General features: G+C 59.5%; 15 protein-coding genes. 10 read left to right on the top strand and 5 right to left on the bottom strand.

What is annotated here, in order from left to right; all coding sequences use genetic code 11:
- The first annotated feature begins 9 nt into the window (after positions 1-9).
- Both ACMYSO_RS20305 and ACMYSO_RS20310 read left to right on the top strand, forming a co-directional pair.
- Positions 10-1,197 (top strand): MFS transporter, encoded by a 1,188-nt coding sequence (locus tag ACMYSO_RS20305; protein ID WP_434667282.1) that lies wholly within the window; start codon positions 10-12, stop codon positions 1,195-1,197.
- A gap of 1 nt (position 1,198) precedes the next feature.
- Entirely contained in the window at positions 1,199-2,314 is a 1,116-nt protein-coding gene (locus ACMYSO_RS20310) for a class II histone deacetylase (protein ID WP_434667284.1), read from the top strand.
- A gap of 48 nt (positions 2,315-2,362) precedes the next feature.
- Here the strand turns inward: ACMYSO_RS20310 and ACMYSO_RS20315 are convergent, their stop codons facing one another.
- The 4 genes from ACMYSO_RS20315 to ACMYSO_RS20330 form a co-directional block, all read right to left on the bottom strand.
- Entirely contained in the window at positions 2,363-2,923 is a 561-nt protein-coding gene (locus ACMYSO_RS20315; protein WP_434667287.1) for a DUF3156 family protein, read from the bottom strand.
- Positions 2,901-4,400 (bottom strand): APC family permease, encoded by a 1,500-nt coding sequence (locus ACMYSO_RS20320; protein ID WP_434667290.1) that lies wholly within the window; start codon positions 4,398-4,400, stop codon positions 2,901-2,903. Before ACMYSO_RS20320 ends, ACMYSO_RS20315 begins: the two co-directional genes overlap by 23 nt.
- Positions 4,401-4,590: 190 nt before the next feature.
- Positions 4,591-4,956 (bottom strand): cupin domain-containing protein, encoded by a 366-nt coding sequence (locus ACMYSO_RS20325; protein WP_434586016.1) that lies wholly within the window; start codon positions 4,954-4,956, stop codon positions 4,591-4,593.
- 13 nt (positions 4,957-4,969) lie between these two features.
- A complete protein-coding gene (locus ACMYSO_RS20330; RefSeq protein ID WP_434667294.1) occupies positions 4,970-6,271 on the bottom strand; it encodes an NAD(P)/FAD-dependent oxidoreductase in 1,302 nt (433 codons plus the stop codon).
- A 155-nt stretch (positions 6,272-6,426) separates the two neighbouring features.
- On the opposite strand from ACMYSO_RS20330, the gene ACMYSO_RS20335 reads away from it, so the two are divergent.
- The 7 genes from ACMYSO_RS20335 (at position 6,427) to ACMYSO_RS20365 (ending at position 16,739) form a co-directional block, all read left to right on the top strand.
- The gene (locus ACMYSO_RS20335; protein ID WP_434667297.1) at positions 6,427-7,911 is read left to right on the top strand and encodes an aldehyde dehydrogenase family protein; all 1,485 of its coding nucleotides are present in this window, start codon (positions 6,427-6,429) and stop codon (positions 7,909-7,911) included.
- A gap of 368 nt (positions 7,912-8,279) precedes the next feature.
- Complete coding sequence (locus tag ACMYSO_RS20340) at positions 8,280-9,362, top strand: YncE family protein (protein WP_434667300.1); 1,083 nt, start codon at positions 8,280-8,282, stop codon at positions 9,360-9,362.
- Positions 9,363-9,419: 57 nt separating this feature from the next.
- On the top strand, positions 9,420-11,615 hold the full coding sequence (locus ACMYSO_RS20345) for a TonB-dependent receptor (protein WP_434667303.1): 2,196 nt from the start codon (positions 9,420-9,422) through the stop codon (positions 11,613-11,615).
- Positions 11,616-11,778: 163 nt separating this feature from the next.
- Positions 11,779-13,155, top strand: coding sequence for a phenylalanine transporter (pheP, locus tag ACMYSO_RS20350; protein WP_434667306.1), 1,377 nt, complete (start codon positions 11,779-11,781; stop codon positions 13,153-13,155).
- 186 nt (positions 13,156-13,341) lie between these two features.
- On the top strand, positions 13,342-14,547 hold the full coding sequence (locus ACMYSO_RS20355) for an MFS transporter (RefSeq protein ID WP_434670849.1): 1,206 nt from the start codon (positions 13,342-13,344) through the stop codon (positions 14,545-14,547).
- 15 nt (positions 14,548-14,562) lie between these two features.
- Positions 14,563-15,591: a sugar phosphate isomerase/epimerase family protein gene (locus tag ACMYSO_RS20360; RefSeq protein WP_434667309.1), complete on the top strand. Its 1,029-nt coding sequence runs from the start codon at positions 14,563-14,565 to the stop codon at positions 15,589-15,591.
- The gene (locus tag ACMYSO_RS20365) at positions 15,588-16,739 is read left to right on the top strand and encodes a Gfo/Idh/MocA family protein (RefSeq protein WP_434667311.1); all 1,152 of its coding nucleotides are present in this window, start codon (positions 15,588-15,590) and stop codon (positions 16,737-16,739) included. Before ACMYSO_RS20360 ends, ACMYSO_RS20365 begins: the two co-directional genes overlap by 4 nt.
- Before the next feature lie 38 nt (positions 16,740-16,777).
- On the opposite strand, the gene ACMYSO_RS20370 is transcribed toward ACMYSO_RS20365, so the two are convergent.
- Complete coding sequence (locus ACMYSO_RS20370; RefSeq protein WP_434667314.1) at positions 16,778-17,194, bottom strand: Exc2 family lipoprotein; 417 nt, start codon at positions 17,192-17,194, stop codon at positions 16,778-16,780.
- Positions 17,195-17,446: 252 nt separating this feature from the next.
- Here ACMYSO_RS20370 and ACMYSO_RS20375 point away from each other — a divergent pair, with 252 nt between their 5' ends.
- Entirely contained in the window at positions 17,447-18,427 is a 981-nt protein-coding gene (locus ACMYSO_RS20375; protein WP_434667317.1) for a LacI family DNA-binding transcriptional regulator, read from the top strand.
- Position 18,428: the final 1 nt, after the last annotated feature.

An 18,428-nucleotide genomic window follows, 5' to 3' on the forward strand; every position in this document is an offset into this window, starting at 1 on the left:
CGCATTACGATGTCGAGTACACCCGTTACTGAAAACAGCTTATCCCGGCCTACCGGCCTGGTGTTTACCGCACGTCTGCTGTGCGCCATCGTGATTTTTGCCGCGATCGCGCCGGGGATCTTGATGACCGCCCCGGCGGTTGCCGCTCAGCTAGCCAGCGAGTGGCGGCTGGCTCCCGGGCAGATTGGCTATCTGTTCTCCGCTGAACTGGGGGCGATGAGCCTGGCGACGCTGCCGGCATGGTGGTGGATGAGCCGTCTCAACTGGCGCCGCGTGGCGCTGGGGGCCGGGGTGGTGTTTCTGCTGGCGAACCTGGCTTCGGCGGCGGCGAGCCACTATGAAACGCTGCTGTTGGCCCGCTTTATCGCGTCGCTGGCCGGCGGCACGCTGATGATCCTGTGCATCAGCTGCGCGGCGGGCACCGCTAATCCTTCGCGGGTTTATGCCTTCTGGGTGCTGGGCCAGTTGCTACTGGGGATGGTAGGGCTGTTGATCCTCCCCGGTCTGTTTGCCAGTTTCGGCCTGAAGGTGGTGTATCTGATCCTCGCCGCCATCATGCTCTGCTGCCTGCCGCTGGTATCGGCATTTCCATCACGCTTTCAGCCGATGTCGGCAACCCGCCGGCAGCCTGCCGTCGCGCCGCTGCGTAAGCTCCTCGCGGTGCTGGCGGTCCTGACTTTTTATATCAGCCTCAGCGCGGTATGGACCTTTATCGGCACTATCGGTAGCGCGGCAGGGCTGACGGCGTCGCAGATTGGCCTGGTGCTGGCGGTGGCGACGGTGTTTGGCATTCTTGGCGCCGGTGGTGCGGCCTTACGCGGTACGCAACGCCCGGACCGTATGGCGGTGTGGCTGGGTTACGGACTGCTGATCCTCAGTATTGCTCTGCTCATCAGCCACCCGCTGCTGCTGCGCTTCGCGCTGGCGGCGGTGCTGTTCAAATTCACCTGGACCTTTGTCCTGCCGTTTATTCTCGCCCGCGTCGCCGGGCTGGATAACAGCGGCCGTCTGATGAACAGCATCAATTTGGTGATCGGCGGCGGTATGGCCGCCGGTCCGGCGCTGGCCGGGACGCTGCTGCAACATTTTTCCAGCGCCGACGCGCTGCTGGGTGCAGCAGGCGGCTGCGCCTTGCTCTCGGCAGGATTGATTCTGGCGGCATCGCCCGCTGGAAAGGATGATCTAACAGGAGGATAGAGTGAAAAGAAATACCGGTTTCTTCTTTGATGAGCGTTGTTTCTGGCACAGCACCGGCCTGCATGCGGTGACTTTACCGGTCGGGGGCTGGGTACAGCCGCCGGCAGGGGGTGGTCATGCCGAATCGCCTGAGACTAAACGGCGAATGAAAAATCTGATGGATGTTTCGGGGCTGACCGCGCAGCTGAAGCTGTACAGCGCGGCTGCCGCGAGTGAGGAAGACCTGCGGCGCATCCATCCGGCCCATTATCTTGAGCGCTTTAAGGCGATCAGCGATAACGGCGGCGGCATGTTGGGTAAAGAGGCGCCATTGGGGCCGGGCAGCTACGAGATAGCATCGCTGTCTGCCGGGCTGGCCAGCGCCGCGGTAGAGGCGGTATTGCGCGGTGAACTGGATAATGCCTACGCGCTATCACGACCGCCGGGACACCACTGCCTGCCTGACCAGTCGATGGGCTTCTGTTTCCTGGCCAATATCCCCATTGCCGTTGAGCGGGCGAAGGCGTTGCACGGTCTGGGCAAGGTGGCGATCCTCGACTGGGATGTGCACCACGGCAACGGGACGCAGCATATCTATCTGCAACGTGACGATGTCCTGACCATTTCGCTGCACCAGGACGGCTGCTTCCCGCCGGGTTACGCCGGGGAAGAGGATCGCGGTAGCGGCGCGGGCGAAGGCTATAACATCAATGTTCCGCTGATGGCCGGGGCGGGAGACGACAGCTGGCGCTATGCGCTGGAGACCATCGTGATCCCGGCGCTGACCCGCTTTGAACCCGAGCTGATTATCGTGGCCTGCGGCTACGATGCGAACGCCATGGACCCGCTGGCGCGGATGCAGCTGCACAGCGACAGCTTCCGCGCGATGACCGAACAGGTGCAGGCGGCGGCGGATCGTCTGTGCGGTGGTAAGCTGGTGATGGTTCACGAAGGTGGCTATGCCGAATCCTACGTGCCGTTCTGCGGGCTGGCGGTGATGGAAGCGTTAAGCGGCGTGAGAACGGCGGTGGAGGATCCGTTGCTGGAATTTATTCAACAGCAGCAACCGCGTGAAGCATTTCGTACTTTCCAGCGCCAGGCGCTTGATACCCTGGCGCGTCAGTTTGGCCTGAACTAACGCCCCACGCTTCTCCGCCATCAGCGCGGAGAAGCGTTCTCTTGTGAACTACTCTTCTGTTGTTACCGTCTGCTGCATCCACTGATTGACCGCCTGATGCATCATGTTCATGACGCTCAATAGCAGCATGCGCTGCTGCTTTTCGAGGCGCAGATAGCGGCGCAGCGGCGGCATTTTGCACACCACTTCACTGGCGGCCCACGGCTCAATGCAGCAGCGCCAGCGCTGGTCGTCGAGGGTAAACGTGAAGCGACGATAGTCCAGTTCGCTGAGCGTCTGCTGCAAACGAGGAAAGCCGTTGAGATAGCGGGCGAGTTCAGCGGCGGTTTTGCTGCCGCGAAAGGTGACCGGCTGGCGTTTCAGCCAGCCGGATTGATGGGCGCGAATCTTGCCCTCAGCGGGCCGGGAAACCGGCCCCTCTACGACAAATTCGCAGCTGTGAATGCTCGCCATAAACAGCCGTTTCTGGCGAACGCTGACGGTGACATCGGTGCTGGCGTTAAGGTGCAGTACCGCGCTGCGCTCGTTGAGCTTTTCGCCGGGCCAGCCGGCGAGATCGCGCTGTACTGCATTCATCAACGGTGTGCTAAATGAGGGGACGGAGGACATCAGGCGTCATCTCCCCATGGTTTTGTTTCTCATAGTTGCCAATAGCGCGTTCCACCACCTCTTCGACGGGGACCGGGCTGAACGGATTGACCCGCTGTATGCACACCGTCCAGAACAGCGCGTAGGCGGCGGTCAGCCCGAGCATGATGCCGAACGGTACCAGCACGTCGCGGCTGTCCATACCCGGCGGGGTGATGTTGATGATGGCGATAATAATCCCGACGCTGGAGATAATCTGCGGCAGCGGAAACCACGGTGAGCGGTAGGCCCGCGGCAGATCCGGGCGACGGATTCGCAGCAGCACTACCGACAGGGTTACCAGCAGATAGGCCACGCCCCAGGCGCAAACGGCGGCGAGGATCAGCGGCACGATACGGTCGATGTCACCGTTCAGATACCAGGCGTGCAGGCAGGGGATTGCCACGCCGATGGCAATGGCGATAACCGGCGTCTTAAAGCGCGGGTGCAGCCAGGTGAGGAAACGCGGCAGAGCGCCGTCCAGCGCCATTCCGTAGATAATGCGCGGCACGGCGGCCATCAGGGTATTGATGGTGGCGCAGCCCGCCAGCAGCAACCCGACGCCGAGCCAGTACTGACCCGCATGGCCCATCACCCGCTCGGCAAAGGCCGGGATCGCCATCGGCGTATCCAGCAGATGGACGTTGGTCGCCGCATCCAGCACCACGTTTTCGACCTGGCGGTTAATCGCCGCGCCGTAGATAAACATGCAGCTGGCGACGCCGAACAGACCGAGCGCCATAGCGCGCGGAATGGTGCGGTGGGCCTGTTTTATTTCCGGGGCCATCGGCGTGACCAGCTCGCAGCCGACGAACATAAACATCGCCATGCCGATATAGCCGAACAGGCCGGAGAGGTCGCTGACGTTCAGCGGCGTCCCGAACCAACCAGAAAGGTGGGTCACCGGCGCCATCAAAATACCGCACAGGCCGAAGATGGTCAGGGTGCTCCACATCCCGAAGGTCAGCACCACTTCAACCTTGCCGAAGATCTCCACGCCAATGGCGTTCAGCAGGCCGAACACTACTACCATCCCGACCCCCACCATCCAGGTGTTCTGGTGCATCGCCATCTGGCTGCTGATGGATTCGAAGTTCACCAGTGCCATGACCCCGGCAAGAATGGTTTCTGCGGTCCCGGCGAAAATATGGACGATCAGATAGGCGCACAGCGCGCCGGTGATTGCGAAAAAACGTCCCATTCCACAGGCGATATAGTCATAGACCGAACCGGTGGTGGGGATCAGGGTAGCTGCTTCGGCAAAGGTGGTGACCTGTGCCTGCATCATGATAAACGCCAGCAGCACCGCCAGTGCGAAGGTGTCGCCGCCCATGCCAAAACCGCTGGTCACGGTGAGGATCACCGGGCTGGCCATAATCAGCCCGACGGAGCTGGCGAGGGTAGTGGGAAAGCCGACGACGCCGCGTTCGAGATGGCTGGCGAGTCTTTTACTGAACATAGTCAACCTCTGCACAAAATAGGGAAGGGCAGGGAGTGGCACCAAGCGAAGCGCCATTCCGGATAGTCATAATTTAGGTTGGCATCCGGCTCAATGAATATCGTCCTGAAGGTGGAGAACGGCGGTTGATTCTGTGACGCAGAGCAGATGACACTCCCCGCCGCCGTGCGCCGGGGAGTGGCTGGGGAGATTAGCGGCTTTCGACGTTGGCCAGGTAGTGCTTAACGAAACGCGGCGTCAGGATTTTCCACTCCACTTCGGTACCCTGTTTAACAAACCAGCTGTCGCCCGCAACAAAGCGCTGCGGCTGGCCACCGGCGACGGTCAGCTCCACTTCGCCTTCCAGTACGGTGGCATGTTCGGTAAACGGATAGGTCATGGTAAAGCTCCCCTGGGTGGAGGAAAACAGACCGCAGGTAAAGGCGTCCTGCGGTTCACCGTAAATCATGGCACCCGCTACCTGCGGATCGCCGGCGGTTGGCGTCGCGCCCAGCAGGCTGACGCTGCCGATAGGCTGTAGTTCGGGAACCGGTTGATCGAGTTTAAATGCGTGCATGATGTTCTCCTGGTTAACTCCGGCCTTTCCAGTAGCCGGCGGTTTGATGCATGAGTTTTCCGGCGGTGACCAGCAGCATGCGCAGGCTGTCACGACCGTGGATTGTCGCGTGGGGAATGCTGCTCATCAGGCGGTAACGATCGGAGCCGCCATTAATTCCTTCGGCGAGAATTTTGCACACGATGTGCGAGGGGGTAACGCCGAAGCCGGAGTAACCCTGAACGTAGAAGACGTTATTGTGCTCGCGCAGGGTGCCGATCTGCGGGAACAGGTTAGCGCTGCAGGCCATCGGGCCGCCCCAGGCGAAGTCGATTTTGACATCCTTCAGATAGGGGAAGACCTCCGCCAGCAGGGTGCGGTTCCAGGCGGCGAAATCGTTGGGGGTATACTCAAGATAACGGGTGGCGCTGCCAAACAGCAGGCGGTTTTCCCGGGTAATGCGGTAGTAGTTGATCACCGGGCGAATATCGCTGAAGGCACCGCGCAGCGGGCTGATGCGTTCGATCAGCGCATCGGACAGCGGCTCTGTCGACACCTGATAAGAGTAAGTCACCAGGGTCTTGTTGTAGATTTCCGGTTCCATATTGTTGAGGAAGCTGTCGCAGGCCCACAGTAGTTTGGCTGCCTTCACACTGCCCATCGCCGTGCGGACGCGGACCGTTTTACCGTAATCCACCTCAACCACCGGCGAGGATTCGAAAATCTTCACCCCCAGCGAGTGTGCCGCCTGCGCCGACCCCAGCAGCATATTCAGCGAGTGGATCTGCCCGCCGCCCATGTGCTTGAGCGCGCCGCAGTACACGTCAGAGCCGACCACCTGCTGTACTTCGCTGCCGGTATAGAGGGCGATATCTTCGTCCGGGGTGGCGGCCTTGAACTCTTTCTCCCACTGGCGCAGCGTCTTCAACTGACGTTGGTTGTAGGCCAGATAGCCGTAGCCGGGGACGAAATCGGCATCGATATTGTATTTTTTAATGCGCTCGCGAATGATCCCCGCGCCAAGGTTAGAGATTTTAAACAGCGTCTCCAGCCCCTCTTTCCCCACGTGTTTTTTCACCGCTTCAATGTCGTGACCAATACCGGCCATCACCTGACCGCCGTTGCGCCCGGTGCCGCCGTAGCCTAAATGACGGGCTTCCAGCACCACCACGTTGGTAATGCCCTGTTCCGCCAGCTCCAGCGCGGTGTTGATCCCGGAAAAGCCGCCGCCAATGATCACCACGTCGGCTTCGATATCGTCCTGCAGCGCCGGAAAATGCAGCTGGTATTTTTTGGTGGCGCCATAGTAGTTCAGCGCATCGATTTTGATATTCATAGCGTTACCCTGTCTCGCCTGGCTAAGGCACCCATCACAGCATGGCGGCGGGGGGCTGAATATCGTCCGAAAGAATGACGTTCTTTAGAACGATAGGCTGCGCGAACCGGATGTGGTGGGATGGGGAACATTTTCTGAAACCACGGGTGCCACCGATGAGCGACGTAACCTTGCTTGCTGAAGTAACCGCGTTTTTACGCCAACCCCACGGCCAGTTTATTGCCGGGGAAGCCTTGCCGGGCAACGGACCGACGCTGACGGTCGTCAATCCCGCCACCGGTAAAGCGATAGCGAACGTCACATCCGCGGACGCGGATCAGGCGGCCCAGGCGATGGCCAGCGCCAGCCAGGCGTTTGTATCCTGGCGTGAAATGCCTGCGCTGCAGCGCGGTACGCTGCTGCTGAATCTGGCGGATCGGCTGGCAACGCATCGCGAGGAGCTGGCGCAGCTGGAGAGCCTGTGCTCCGGGAAAACCATCTCTCTGGCACGGATGCTCGAGCTGGATCAATCGGTGGCGTTCCTGCGCTACTTTGCCGGCTGGGCCGGGAAAGTCACGGGGGAAACCCTGGATGTGTCGCTTCCGTCGATGGCCGGCGAGAAGTACACGGCGTTTACCCGTCGCCAGCCGCTGGGCGTGGTGGTGGGGATCGTGCCGTGGAATTTTTCGATTATGATCGCTATCTGGAAGCTGGCGGCGGCGCTGGTGTGCGGCTGCACCATCGTGCTTAAACCGAGCGAATATACGCCGTTGACCCTGCTGCGGGTGGCGGAGCTGGCTAAAGCGGCGGGGATCCCCGACGGCGTGATTAATGTGGTGAACGGCGCCGGCGGTGACATCGCCCAGCGGCTGATTACCGACCCTGCCTGTGCGAAGGTCAGTTTTACCGGTTCGGTGGTCACCGGCGGTAAAGTTCAGCAGTCGGCGACCGGGGCCGGGAAACGCGTCACTCTGGAACTGGGGGGCAAAAACGCCGCCTTGTTCCTCGACGATCTGACTCCCGAAGCGATGGCCGACGGCATTATCGAAGCGGGCTATCTCAATCAGGGGCAAATCTGTGCTGCCGCCGAGCGATTTTACTTGCCGCAAGGCAAGCTGGATGCGGTGCTTGAGCTGCTGAAGCAACGGCTCGCTGCGCTGCGTCCCGGCTCACCGCTCGACGAGCAGACGCCAATGGGGCCGCTGGCCAACCGGCAGCAGTTTGAGAAAGTCCTGCAGCTGATTGAGATCGCGCGGGAAGAGGGCGACACCATCGTCTGCGGCGGCGAAGCGCTGCCCGGTGACGGCTATTTCGTCCTGCCGACGGCGGTGAAGGTGCGTAGTGAAAACAGCACCCTGATGCAGGAGGAGACATTCGGCCCGGTGTGTAGCTTTATTGGCTACCAGAGCGAAGCGGATGCGCTGTCCCGCATCAACGCCTCGCCGTTTGGCCTCGCCGCCAGCGTCTGGTCGGATAACATCCGCAAGGCGCTGCGCTACTCCGAGGCGATTAACGCCGGGATCGTCTGGGTGAACATGCACACTTTTCTCGACCCGGCGGTACCGTTTGGCGGCATGAAAGGATCGGGAACGGGGCGTGAATTCGGTAGCGCGTTTATCGATGATTACACTGAATTGAAATCGGTGATGGTGCGCTATTAAGTTATCCCTGACGTTACTCCGATGATCTTCAGGCCGCACATGTCGCTGGTGCGGCCTGTTTCTTTTCCTCTTCGCTGTTCTGGCGACCCCTCTGACTTAGCGGCAGCCTCGTACTAAAGGTCCGGTTATCAGCAGATTATCGCTTTTACCTTCCGGCGGCATAATTCGGCTTGTGCGCTACAAGATAATGCGTATAGTTCTCATTCTTCTTTTTGTTTGCAGGCTAAGCATGGACTGACCTGCGCCAGTGACTTGCTCACACGGAAACAGCGAAGGCACAGGGTGGGGCTCACTCTCGTCAGGCCGGAAAACCATAATATCGGCGCGGAGCTACCACCGGTTCATTGATTTTGTTAAGGATCTCCACAATGAAATACACCATACCGGTATTAGCTCTGGCGATTTCTGCTGTCTTAAGCGGCTGCGCTGCCAACCGCGCTGCCCCTGTCAACCCGCCTGCGGTAGAGAAAACCACCACCGCCACCGCACAGCCGCTCAAACGCGAGCTGGCGGAGGGGCTGTATGAAATGGCGCTCAGCCCGAAGGGCGATGCTCTGTATGTTGCCAGCGCGGAAGGGTTTAAAGATGTGCAGGGCGGGGCGGTGTATAAGCTCGACCCGAAAACCCTTAAGACGATCGGCCTGAGCCACACCGACCTGAAAAACTTTGCGGTCCAGATAACGCCAGACGGCAGCACGCTGTTCGTCACGAACTCGCTGGATGGCGGCATCAGCGCCATCGACACCGCTACCGGTAAAGTGAAAAAACGCCTGCTGTTTAGCGAGCGCAATGACAAAGATATGCCGTACGGCGCGCGCCAGATCCTGCTGCTGGATAACACCCTTTATGTCGGCGCCGTTGCCGATCCTGCGCAAATCTGGGTGGTGGATGCCACCACGCTGAAGCTGAAAACGCGGATTAAAAACACCGGAAAATGGATGACGGGCCTGCACTATTCCGCATCAACCGGGCGTCTGTATGCCGCCAACGGCAGCGGGGAAATTCTGGTGATCAACCCGCGTAACAACCGGATTGAACAGCGTTGGAAACCGCTCGGCGACAAGCCAGCGTTGCTGCTGAACCTTGCTGAAGATAGCAAAACTGGTCGCCTGTTCGTCACCGACAACTCGCAGGCCAAAACCACCCTGGTGCTGGACATTCATAGCGGTAAGGTGATTAAGCAGCTGGACGTGGGCGACTCGCTGGCGGTGCAGTTCAACCCGGCACGCAATGAGATTTATATCTCCCAGCGCGAATCCGGCAAGGTTATCAGTCTCGATGGCACCAGCTATGCGTTGAAGCACACGTGGGAGATCCCGGCGAACCCGAACAGCCTGCTGCTCTCCGCCGACGGCCAGACGCTGTTTGTCACCGTCAAACAGCCGTTTAACAAAGATCATTCGACCAAAGGTCCGGACAGCGTTGTCCGCATCGACCTGCAGGCAAAATAACGATTTCTGGCCCGCTTGCGGGCCATTTGTTTTATTTCTTTATGCGATGGGATCATTATGCACACCACCCTTACCACACTGCCGCTGCGCAAGACGCTGCTGGCACTCACGATCGGCGCCATTACCCACGGCGCAATGGCGGCTGATGGCACCGCTGCCAACCAGAAAAACGAAGAGGTTATGGTCGTTCAGGCCAGCGAAGGCGACGATTTTAAAGCCGGCGGCGATCTGGTGGTGCCGGCCTTCCTCGACGGACAGATTGCCCACGGCGGCCGTCTTGGCATGCTCGGCGAACAAAAAGCGATGGATGTGCCGTTCAACGTCATCGGCTATACCGCGAAACTGATTCAGGACCAGCAGGCGCACACTATCGCTGACGTGGTCAACAACGACGCGGGTGTCCAGGTGGTACAGGGCTACGGTAACTTTGCTCAGACTTATCGCATTCGCGGCTTTAAGCTCGATGGCGACGACATGACCATGGGCGGCCTGGCAGGCGTGGTTCCGCGTCAGGTGATGGATACCCAGATGCTGGAGCGGGTGGAAGTCTTCAAAGGGGCTAACGGTCTGCTCAATGGCGTCGCCAGCAGCGGCGTCGGCGGGATGATTAACCTCGAACCCAAACGGGCAGAAGATGTGCCAACCGCCCGGGTGGGCGTGGACTATACCTCTGACTCTCAGGTCGGTGGCAGCCTTGATCTTGGCCGTCGTTTTGGTGATGACAACCAGTTTGGCGCTCGGGTAAACCTGGTGCACCGTGAAGGGGAAGGGGCGGTCGATAATGACAAACAGCGCACGACCCTGGCCTCTCTGGGACTGGACTACCGCAGCGACCGCTTCCGCTCCTCGCTCGATTTCGGCTATCAGAAAAAGACCTTCCACGGCGGGACCATGGGGGTCAATATCAGCGGCGTCGATTTTGTCCCTGCGCTGCCGGATAACAGTAAAAACTACAGCCAGAAGTGGGGCTACAGCGATATCGAGAGCGAGTTCGGCATGGCCAAAGCCGAATATGACATGAGTGATAGCTGGACGCTGTACGGCGCGCTCGGCGGTCAGCACTCGCATGAAACGGGCACCTACAGCGCCCCGAAACTGCTGAACGCGCAGGGCGATGCCACCGTCGGACGCCTGGATACCAACCGTATTATTGACTCCATCAGCGGTATGGGCGGCCTGCGCGGTGATTTTGCCACCGGCGCCATCTCGCATCAGGTTAATGTGGGCTATGCCGCTCAGGTCAGAACCGATGCTACCGCATGGCGAATGTCCGCTAAAAACCCGACCACCAATATCTACGATAACCACGATGTGGCGATGCCGGATAACGCCTACTTTGGCGGTAACTATTTCGACCCGCTGACCACGTCCCGCAGCCGCACCCAGGGCTGGTTGTTAAGCGATACGCTGGGCTTCCTGGATAACAAGGTGCTGCTCACCGCCGCCGCGCGTCATCAGAAAGTGGTAGTGCGCAACTACAGCAATAAAACCGGTCTGGAGGACACCTCCTCGCGCTATACCCAGAGCCGCTGGACGCCGACGGTGGGGCTGGTCTACAAACCGTGGGACTCGTTGTCGCTGTACGCCAACCACACCGAAGCATTACAACCTGGGAGCGTAGCACCGAGCACCGCGGCTAACGCCGGGCAGAGCACCGGGATCGCCCACTCGAAGCAGGATGAAGTTGGGGTGAAGATTGACTACGGCACCCTTGGCGGCTCGCTGGCGCTGTTTGAGATTAAAAAGCCAAACGCAATTTCGGACGCTAACGGCTACTACGGTCTGGATGGCGAACAGCGTAACCGTGGGGTAGAGCTGAACGTCTTTGGTGAACCGACGCTGGGCCTGCGCCTCAACGGCAGCATGCAGTGGCTGGATCCGGAGCAGACCAAAACGGCGAAGGGCACCAATGACGGTAAAGATGCTGTGGGGGTGTCCCGCTTCTACGCCGTTCTGGGGGCAGAGTATGACATCAAGCCGGTTGAGGGCCTGACGGCGACCGCGCGGGTCAACCATACCGGTTCCCAGTACGCCGATGCAGCGAACAGCAAAAAACTCGACAGCTATACCACTCTTGACCTGGGCGTTCGCTACCGCCTGGCGCTAAATCAGAACCAAAACCAGATGGTCCTGCGTGCCGGGGTGGATAACGTCACCAACGAGAACTACTGGTCGGGCATTGATGATACCGGTACCTATCTGTTCCAGGGCGAACCTCGTACCGTTAAGGTCTCGATGAGCTACGATTTCTAACCCTTCATGCCGGGGCGGGCTGCAGCTGGCTCGTCCCGCCTGTCGCTGTTTTCTCCCGCCGATCTCCCGTCTTCACCACGCTGGCCAGCGCATCTGTAACTTGAAGTAGGGCCAGCAGAAGTGTAAAAAGGTGCCCCTTCATAAAAACTAACAGGTGATCGACGTGAAAGATGCGTCAACGCAGCCAGATACCGCAGCAGAAAGCGGTCCGGCGCTTCATCGCGGTTTACAGAACCGACATATTCAGTTAATTGCTCTGGGCGGCGCCATTGGTACCGGTCTGTTTCTCGGAATTGGTCCGGCGATCCAAATGGCCGGTCCGGCGGTGTTAATTGGCTATGCGATCGCCGGGATCGTGGCGTTTTTGATCATGCGCCAGCTCGGTGAAATGGTCGTGGAAGAGCCAGTATCCGGATCCTTCGCCCACTTTGCCTATAAATACTGGGGCCCGTTTGCCGGTTTCCTCTCTGGCTGGAACTACTGGGTGATGTTTGTGCTGGTGGGCATGGCTGAGCTGACCGCTGCCGGCATCTATATGCAGTACTGGCTTCCCGATGTCCCCACCTGGGTCTGGGCCGCGGCCTTCTTCGTGATTATCAACGCCGTTAACCTCGTGAACGTCCGCCTGTACGGCGAGGCGGAGTTTTGGTTTGCGTTGATCAAAGTGCTGGCGATTATCGGTATGATCGGGTTTGGCCTGTGGATGCTGTTTGGTGGCCACGGTGGCAGCAAAGCCGGCTTCGATAACCTGTGGCGCCACGGCGGTTTCTTTGCCACCGGCTGGCATGGCCTGGTGATGTCGCTGGCGGTGATTATGTTCTCCTTCGGCGGTCTGGAGCTGATCGGTATTACCGCGGCGGAAGCGCAGAACCCGGAAAAGAGCATTCCAAAGGCCGTAAACCAGGTGGTGTACCGTATTCTGCTGTTTTATATCGGTTCGCTGGTGGTCCTGCTGGCGCTGTACCCGTGGGTGGAGATCACTTCTGACAGCAGCCCGTTTGTGATGATATTCCACAATCTTGACAGTAACGTGGTGGCTTCTGCGCTGAACTTTGTCATTCTGGTGGCATCGCTGTCGGTGTATAACAGCGGCGTCTACTCCAACAGCCGGATGCTGTTCGGCCTGTCGGTGCAGGGCAACGCGCCGACGTTTCTCGCCCGCGTCAGCAAGCGCGGTGTGCCGGTGAATTCGCTGATCCTCTCCGGGGTGATCACCTCGCTGGTGGTCCTGCTGAACTATCTGCTGCCGCAAAAAGCGCTGGGTCTGCTGATGGCGCTGGTGGTAGCGACGCTGCTGCTGAACTGGATCATGATCTGCATGGCGCACCTGAAATTCCGCGCCGCGCAGCGACGTAAAGGCCGCGAGTCGAAGTTCAAAGCGCTGCTGGCGCCGGGGGGCAACTATCTGTGCATTGCTTTCCTGGCATTGATCCTGGTGCTGATGTGTACCATCGACGGCATGCGCCTGTCGGCCATTCTGCTGCCGGTCTGGATCCTGTTCCTGTTTGTGGTCTTCAAACTGCTGCGCCGTCCGGCGTAATATCTCTTGCCCCGGCATCCGTCGGGGCACTCTGCTTTTTATTGTGATCGTCTTCGCGCTTAAGGTATTTCGCTAAGGATCTTCTTTTTGTAATCGATTACTTTCTATGTCGGGATGTTTTGTAATCGATTACTTTTTGAGGGTGTAAACATGGTATCCACAAGTGAAGGTCGTGAAAATGCCTGCGTGCAGCACCGGTTTCTGGTGCCGCGTTTGTCGCTAATGATGTTTATGCAGTTCTTTATCTGGGGAAGCTGGTCGGTGACCCTGGGGCTGGTAATGACCCGCTACGACATGGCGTTGCTGATTGGCGATGCTTTTTCTGCCGGGCCGATTGCCTCGATCCTGTCGCCGTTTGTGCTGGGGATGCTGGTCGACCGCTTCTTTGCCTCGCAGAAGGTGATGGCGGTGATGCATCTGGCGGGTGCGGTGATCCTGTGGTTCGTCCCGCAGGCGCTGGTGGCGCAGAATGGCGCGCTGCTGATCGGCCTGCTGTTTGGCTATACGCTGTGCTATATGCCGACGCTGGCGCTGACCAACAATATCGCCTTCCACAGCCTCAGCAACGTCGATAAGACCTTCCCGGTGGTGCGCGTCTTCGGCACCATCGGCTGGATTATTGCCGGGATCTGTATCGGGGTTACCGGGATTTCTGACACCACCACTATCTTTAATCTGGCGGCGCTGTGCTCGGTGGTGCTGGCGGTCTATAGCCTGACGCTGCCGCATACGCCTGCACCGGCCAAAGGCATCCCGGTGAAATTTCGCGATCTGCTGTGCGCCGACGCTTTCGCGCTGCTGAAGACGCGCCACTTCTTTATTTTTTCGCTCTGCGCCACGCTGATTTCCATTCCGCTGGGGACCTACTACGCCTATACCGCTTCGTATCTGGCGGATGCGGGCGTGGCGGATGTCAGCACCGCGATGTCGTTTGGTCAGATGTCGGAAATCGCCTTTATGCTGGTGATCCCACTGCTGTTCCGTCGTCTGGGGGTGAAATACATGCTGCTGGTCGGGATGGTGGCGTGGTTTGTCCGTTACGCCTTCTTTGCCCTCGGGGTGAGTGAAGAGGGGCGCTTCCTGCTCTATCTCGGCATCCTGCTGCACGGCGTGTGCTATGACTTCTTTTTTGTCGTCGGCTTTATCTATACCGACCGCGTGGCGGGGGACAAGGTCAAAGGCCAGGCGCAAAGCATGATCGTTATGTTTACCTACGGTATCGGCATGCTGCTGGGCTCACAGATTTCCGGCGCGCTGTATAACCAACTGGTGGCCGGGCAGACCGTGCCGCAGGCGTGGGTCACCTTCTGGTGGATCCCGGCGGTGGCGGCTGCGGTTATTGCACTGATTTTCCTTTTCTCTTTCCAGTACAACGAGAAAGAGCAGCACTGATTTTAAGGAGGGGGTATGAAAACGATCAAGGGACCGGGGATTTTCCTGGCGCAGTTTATCGGGCCGCAGGCGCCGTTTAACACCCTGGACGGGATCGCGGCCTGGGCCGCCGGGTTAGGTTATCAGGCGCTGCAGATCCCGTGTAATCATCCGGCGATTTTTGATGTTGAGCAAGCGGCGGCGAGCCAGACCTATTGCGATGATATTCGCGGGCGGCTGGCGGAGCATGGCCTGACCATCAGCGAACTGTCCACACATCTGGAAGGGCAGCTGGTGGCGGTTCATCCGGCCTATGATGCAGCGTTTGACGCTTTTGCACCGGCGGCGCTGCGCGGTCAGCCGCAGGCGCGGCAACAGTGGGCGGCGGAGAAGGTGCGCCAGGCGGCTATCGCTTCGGGGCGCTTAGGCCTGCAGGCCCACGCGACCTTCTCCGGCGCGCTGGCGTGGCCGCTGTTTTATCCCTGGCCACCGCACAACCCGACGCTCATTGATGAGGCCTTTGATGAACTGGCGCGCCGCTGGCGGCCGCTGCTCGATAGCTTCGATGAGCAGGGGGTCGATCTGTGCTACGAGATCCATCCCGGTGAGGACCTGCATGACGGCGTGACCTTTGAGCGCTTCCTACAGCGGGTGGATAACCATCCGCGCTGCAATATGCTCTACGATCCCAGCCATTTACACCTGCAGCAGATGGACTATCTGGCCTACATCGACATCTATCATGAGCGGATCAAAGCCTTTCATGTCAAAGATGCCGAGTTCCGCCGTGACGGGCGCAGTGGGGTTTATGGCGGCTACCAGAACTGGCTGCAGCGGGCCGGGCGCTTCCGCTCGCCGGGCGACGGGCAGATTGATTTCAAAGGTATTTTCAGCAAGCTCACCGAGTATGACTTTGACGGTTGGGCGGTACTGGAGTGGGAGTGTTGTCTGAAGGAGGCTGAAGCCGGGGCGCGTGAAGGCAGTGAGTTTATTCGCCGCCACATCATTCCGGTCTCCGGGCGGGCATTTGATGATTTTGCCAACGGCAAGGAGGCGCAAGGATGATTCAGGTCGGCATTATTGGCACCGGGTTTATCGGCCCGGCGCATATCGAGGCGTTGCGCCGGGTGGGGGATATTGAGGTCGTGGCGCTGTGCGACAGCGACCTGGCCCAGGCACAGCGCAAAGCGCAGCAGCTGAATGTCGCTCACGCCTACGGGCAGGTTGAGGCGCTGCTGGCACATCCGGGATTGCAGGTGGTGCATAACTGTACGCCGAATCATCTGCACGCGGAGATTAACCGTCAGGTGCTGCGCGCCGGGCTGAATCTGTTCTCAGAAAAGCCGCTGTGCATGCTGCCGGAGGAGGCGCGTGAGCTGGTGTCGCTGGCGGAAAGCGCTGGCGTGGTGCACGGCGTGAGCTTTGTCTACCGCCAGTTTGCCATGGTTCAGCAGGCCGCCAGCATGGTGCGCGAAGGGCAGGTCGGACGGCTGTTTTCAGCACACGGCAGCTATTTACAGGACTGGATGCTGTGGCAAACCGACTACAACTGGCGGGTGGAATCGGCGCTGGGCGGAGCCTCGCGGGCGGTGGCGGATATCGGCTCCCACTGGTGCGACACGGTGCAGTTTATGACCGGGAAACGCATCACCGAGGTGATGGCGGATCTCTCCATCGTCTGGCCGACGCGCCAGGCGGCGGTGGCGGGCGAGGCCACCTTCAGCCAGCCGGGAGACGATCGGCAGTATGAAGCGCGGCAGGTGGATACCGAAGATATGGGGTCGGTGCTGTTTCGCTTTGAAGACGGCAGTAAAGGCTGCTTTACCGTGTCGCAGGTTAGCGCAGGGAGAAAGAACCGCCTGGCGGTGGAATTAAACGGCAGCCAGTGTTCGCTGGCGTGGGATCAGGAGGTGCCGCAGCGTTTGTGGATTGGTCAGCGCGCGCAGCCAAACCAGCTGCTCAGCGACGATCCCGGGCTGATGCAGCACGATGTCGCCGCCAGCGCCCATTTTCCGGGCGGGCATATTGAGGGCTGGCCGGATGCCTTTAAAAATATGATGCTGAGCTTTTATCAGGCCGTGCGTGCCGGGAAGATGCCGGAGGCACAGCAGCGGCATTTCGCCTCGTTCTATGAAGGGGCGGATGTGATGTATATCATTGACGCCATTCTGCAAAGTCACGAGCAGCAGCGCTGGGTTCGCGTCGCGCGATAGCAGGAAAACGCTGCGCCACCGGGGTGGCGCAGTGGGCGTTATTTCACCCCGAGATAACCATCCAGATAGGCGCCGGAAAGTTCGTTACCGAACAGCACGGCGTCTTTATTCTCCATCTGATGCTCCCATTTATCGCTGCTGTTGCCGGTAAAGGCGTGCTGCGTCTGGCTCCCTTTGGCGATCTGCTGCTTGATCGCCTCGGCGTTGCTGCGGGCCGCGCTTTCGCTGACGCCGCTGCTCCGATCCTTCTGTCCGCGCTGATACGCTTCGGTGAAGGTCGGGAGATTGAGGCGGTAGTTCTCCTGGCGGTTCACGGCGTAATTGCCGCCGACAAAATCGGAACGGTGGGCAATGAAATAGTAAGCGTGACGCTCCGGTGAGGATTTAGACGAGGTACAGCCGGTGAGCGCAATGAGTGAACAGCCGATAGCGAGAAGCGTGATTTTAATCTTCATGGTGGCATCATCCTTAACGTATTTATTATGTCAGGCCAGGCGGAAAAACAGCACCGTCCCGGCGCTCAGGTTTACGACGCTATCATCGCGCTGACCGCGCCCGGAAAATAGCCCCGATTATTTGTTGTTTTTCCCATCACGGCTGGCGACAAGCCGCAGTGAACATCGCGATTTCTCCCGCCACGCCACCATCGACGGCGTATTTATGATAGCCTGCGCACAATTACTTTTATCGCAGGAAATGCAGCCGTTATGTCAATTCAGAAGATTGCTCGCCTGGCGGGGGTATCGGTGGCCACCGTCTCACGGGTGCTGAATAACAGTGATACCGTGAAACCGAAGAACCGTGAACGCGTGCTGCAGGCGATAAAAGAGAGCAACTATCAGCCGAACCTGCTGGCGCGTCAACTGCGCACGGCGCGGAGCTACATGATTCTGGTGATGGTGTCGAATATCGCCAACCCCTTCTGCGCGGAAGTGGTGAAGGGAATTGAAGAAGAAGCGGAAAAGCACGGCTACCGCATCCTGCTGTGTAACTCGGGTTCCGATCTGGCGCGATCCACTTCGGGGTTGCGGCTGCTGTCGGGCAAAGTGGTTGACGGTATTATTACTATGAACGCCCTCGCCAGCCTGCCGGAGCTGACGATGATGATCGGTGAGGCGCCATGGGTGCAGTGTGCCGAATACGCCGATAGCGGCACAATTTCCTGCGTCGGCATCAACGACATTGACGCGGCGCAAGGGGCGGTCTCACGCCTGGCGGAGCGCGGGCGTCAGCGCATCGCCCTGATCAACCACGACCTGAGCTATCGCTATGCTCGCCTGCGCGAACGTGGGTATAAAAACGTCCTGCATGTCCGGGGAATGGGCTATCAACAGGTGGCCTATGCCAGCGATCTCAGCGCCGCCGCGGGTAAAGCCGCCATGGAGACGCTGCTGGCCGGCAAAGAGCCGCCGGATGCGGTGTTTGCGGTGGCAGATTCGCTGGCGGCGGGAGCGTTGCGCGCGATTGCCCTGGCCGGGCTGCGGGTGCCGGAAGATATTGCCGTAATGGGCTTTGATGGCACCGAACTGGCGGAGATGGTCTCGCCGCAGCTGACCACCGTTGAACAGCCGTCCCGCGAGATTGGCCGCGAGGCGGTGACGCTGCTGCTGAAGAAAATCGATAATCCTGATGCCGCTGCCGAGCGGGTGATGATGGACTGGCGCGTCATTGACCGCGCCAGTACCTGAT

It is taken from the genome of Klebsiella sp. B345 (genome assembly GCF_051131735.1).
Taxonomy (GTDB): Bacteria; Pseudomonadota; Gammaproteobacteria; order Enterobacterales; family Enterobacteriaceae; genus Klebsiella.

What these genes read in the sequence shown, in the direction of transcription:
- ACMYSO_RS20305 (WP_434667282.1), top strand. Translation starts at nt 10, where the DNA reads ATGTCGAGTACACCCGTTACTGAAAACAGCTTATCCCGGCCTACCGGC.
- ACMYSO_RS20315 (WP_434667287.1), bottom strand. Translation starts at nt 2,923, where the DNA reads ATGTCCTCCGTCCCCTCATTTAGCACACCGTTGATGAATGCAGTACAG.
- ACMYSO_RS20320 (WP_434667290.1), bottom strand. Translation starts at nt 4,400, where the DNA reads ATGTTCAGTAAAAGACTCGCCAGCCATCTCGAACGCGGCGTCGTCGGC.
- ACMYSO_RS20325 (WP_434586016.1), bottom strand. Translation starts at nt 4,956, where the DNA reads ATGCACGCATTTAAACTCGATCAACCGGTTCCCGAACTACAGCCTATC.
- ACMYSO_RS20330 (WP_434667294.1), bottom strand. Translation starts at nt 6,271, where the DNA reads ATGAATATCAAAATCGATGCGCTGAACTACTATGGCGCCACCAAAAAA.
- ACMYSO_RS20335 (WP_434667297.1), top strand. Translation starts at nt 6,427, where the DNA reads ATGAGCGACGTAACCTTGCTTGCTGAAGTAACCGCGTTTTTACGCCAA.
- ACMYSO_RS20340 (WP_434667300.1), top strand. Translation starts at nt 8,280, where the DNA reads ATGAAATACACCATACCGGTATTAGCTCTGGCGATTTCTGCTGTCTTA.
- ACMYSO_RS20345 (WP_434667303.1), top strand. Translation starts at nt 9,420, where the DNA reads ATGCACACCACCCTTACCACACTGCCGCTGCGCAAGACGCTGCTGGCA.
- ACMYSO_RS20360 (WP_434667309.1), top strand. Translation starts at nt 14,563, where the DNA reads ATGAAAACGATCAAGGGACCGGGGATTTTCCTGGCGCAGTTTATCGGG.
- ACMYSO_RS20365 (WP_434667311.1), top strand. Translation starts at nt 15,588, where the DNA reads ATGATTCAGGTCGGCATTATTGGCACCGGGTTTATCGGCCCGGCGCAT.
- ACMYSO_RS20370 (WP_434667314.1), bottom strand. Translation starts at nt 17,194, where the DNA reads ATGAAGATTAAAATCACGCTTCTCGCTATCGGCTGTTCACTCATTGCG.
- ACMYSO_RS20375 (WP_434667317.1), top strand. Translation starts at nt 17,447, where the DNA reads ATGTCAATTCAGAAGATTGCTCGCCTGGCGGGGGTATCGGTGGCCACC.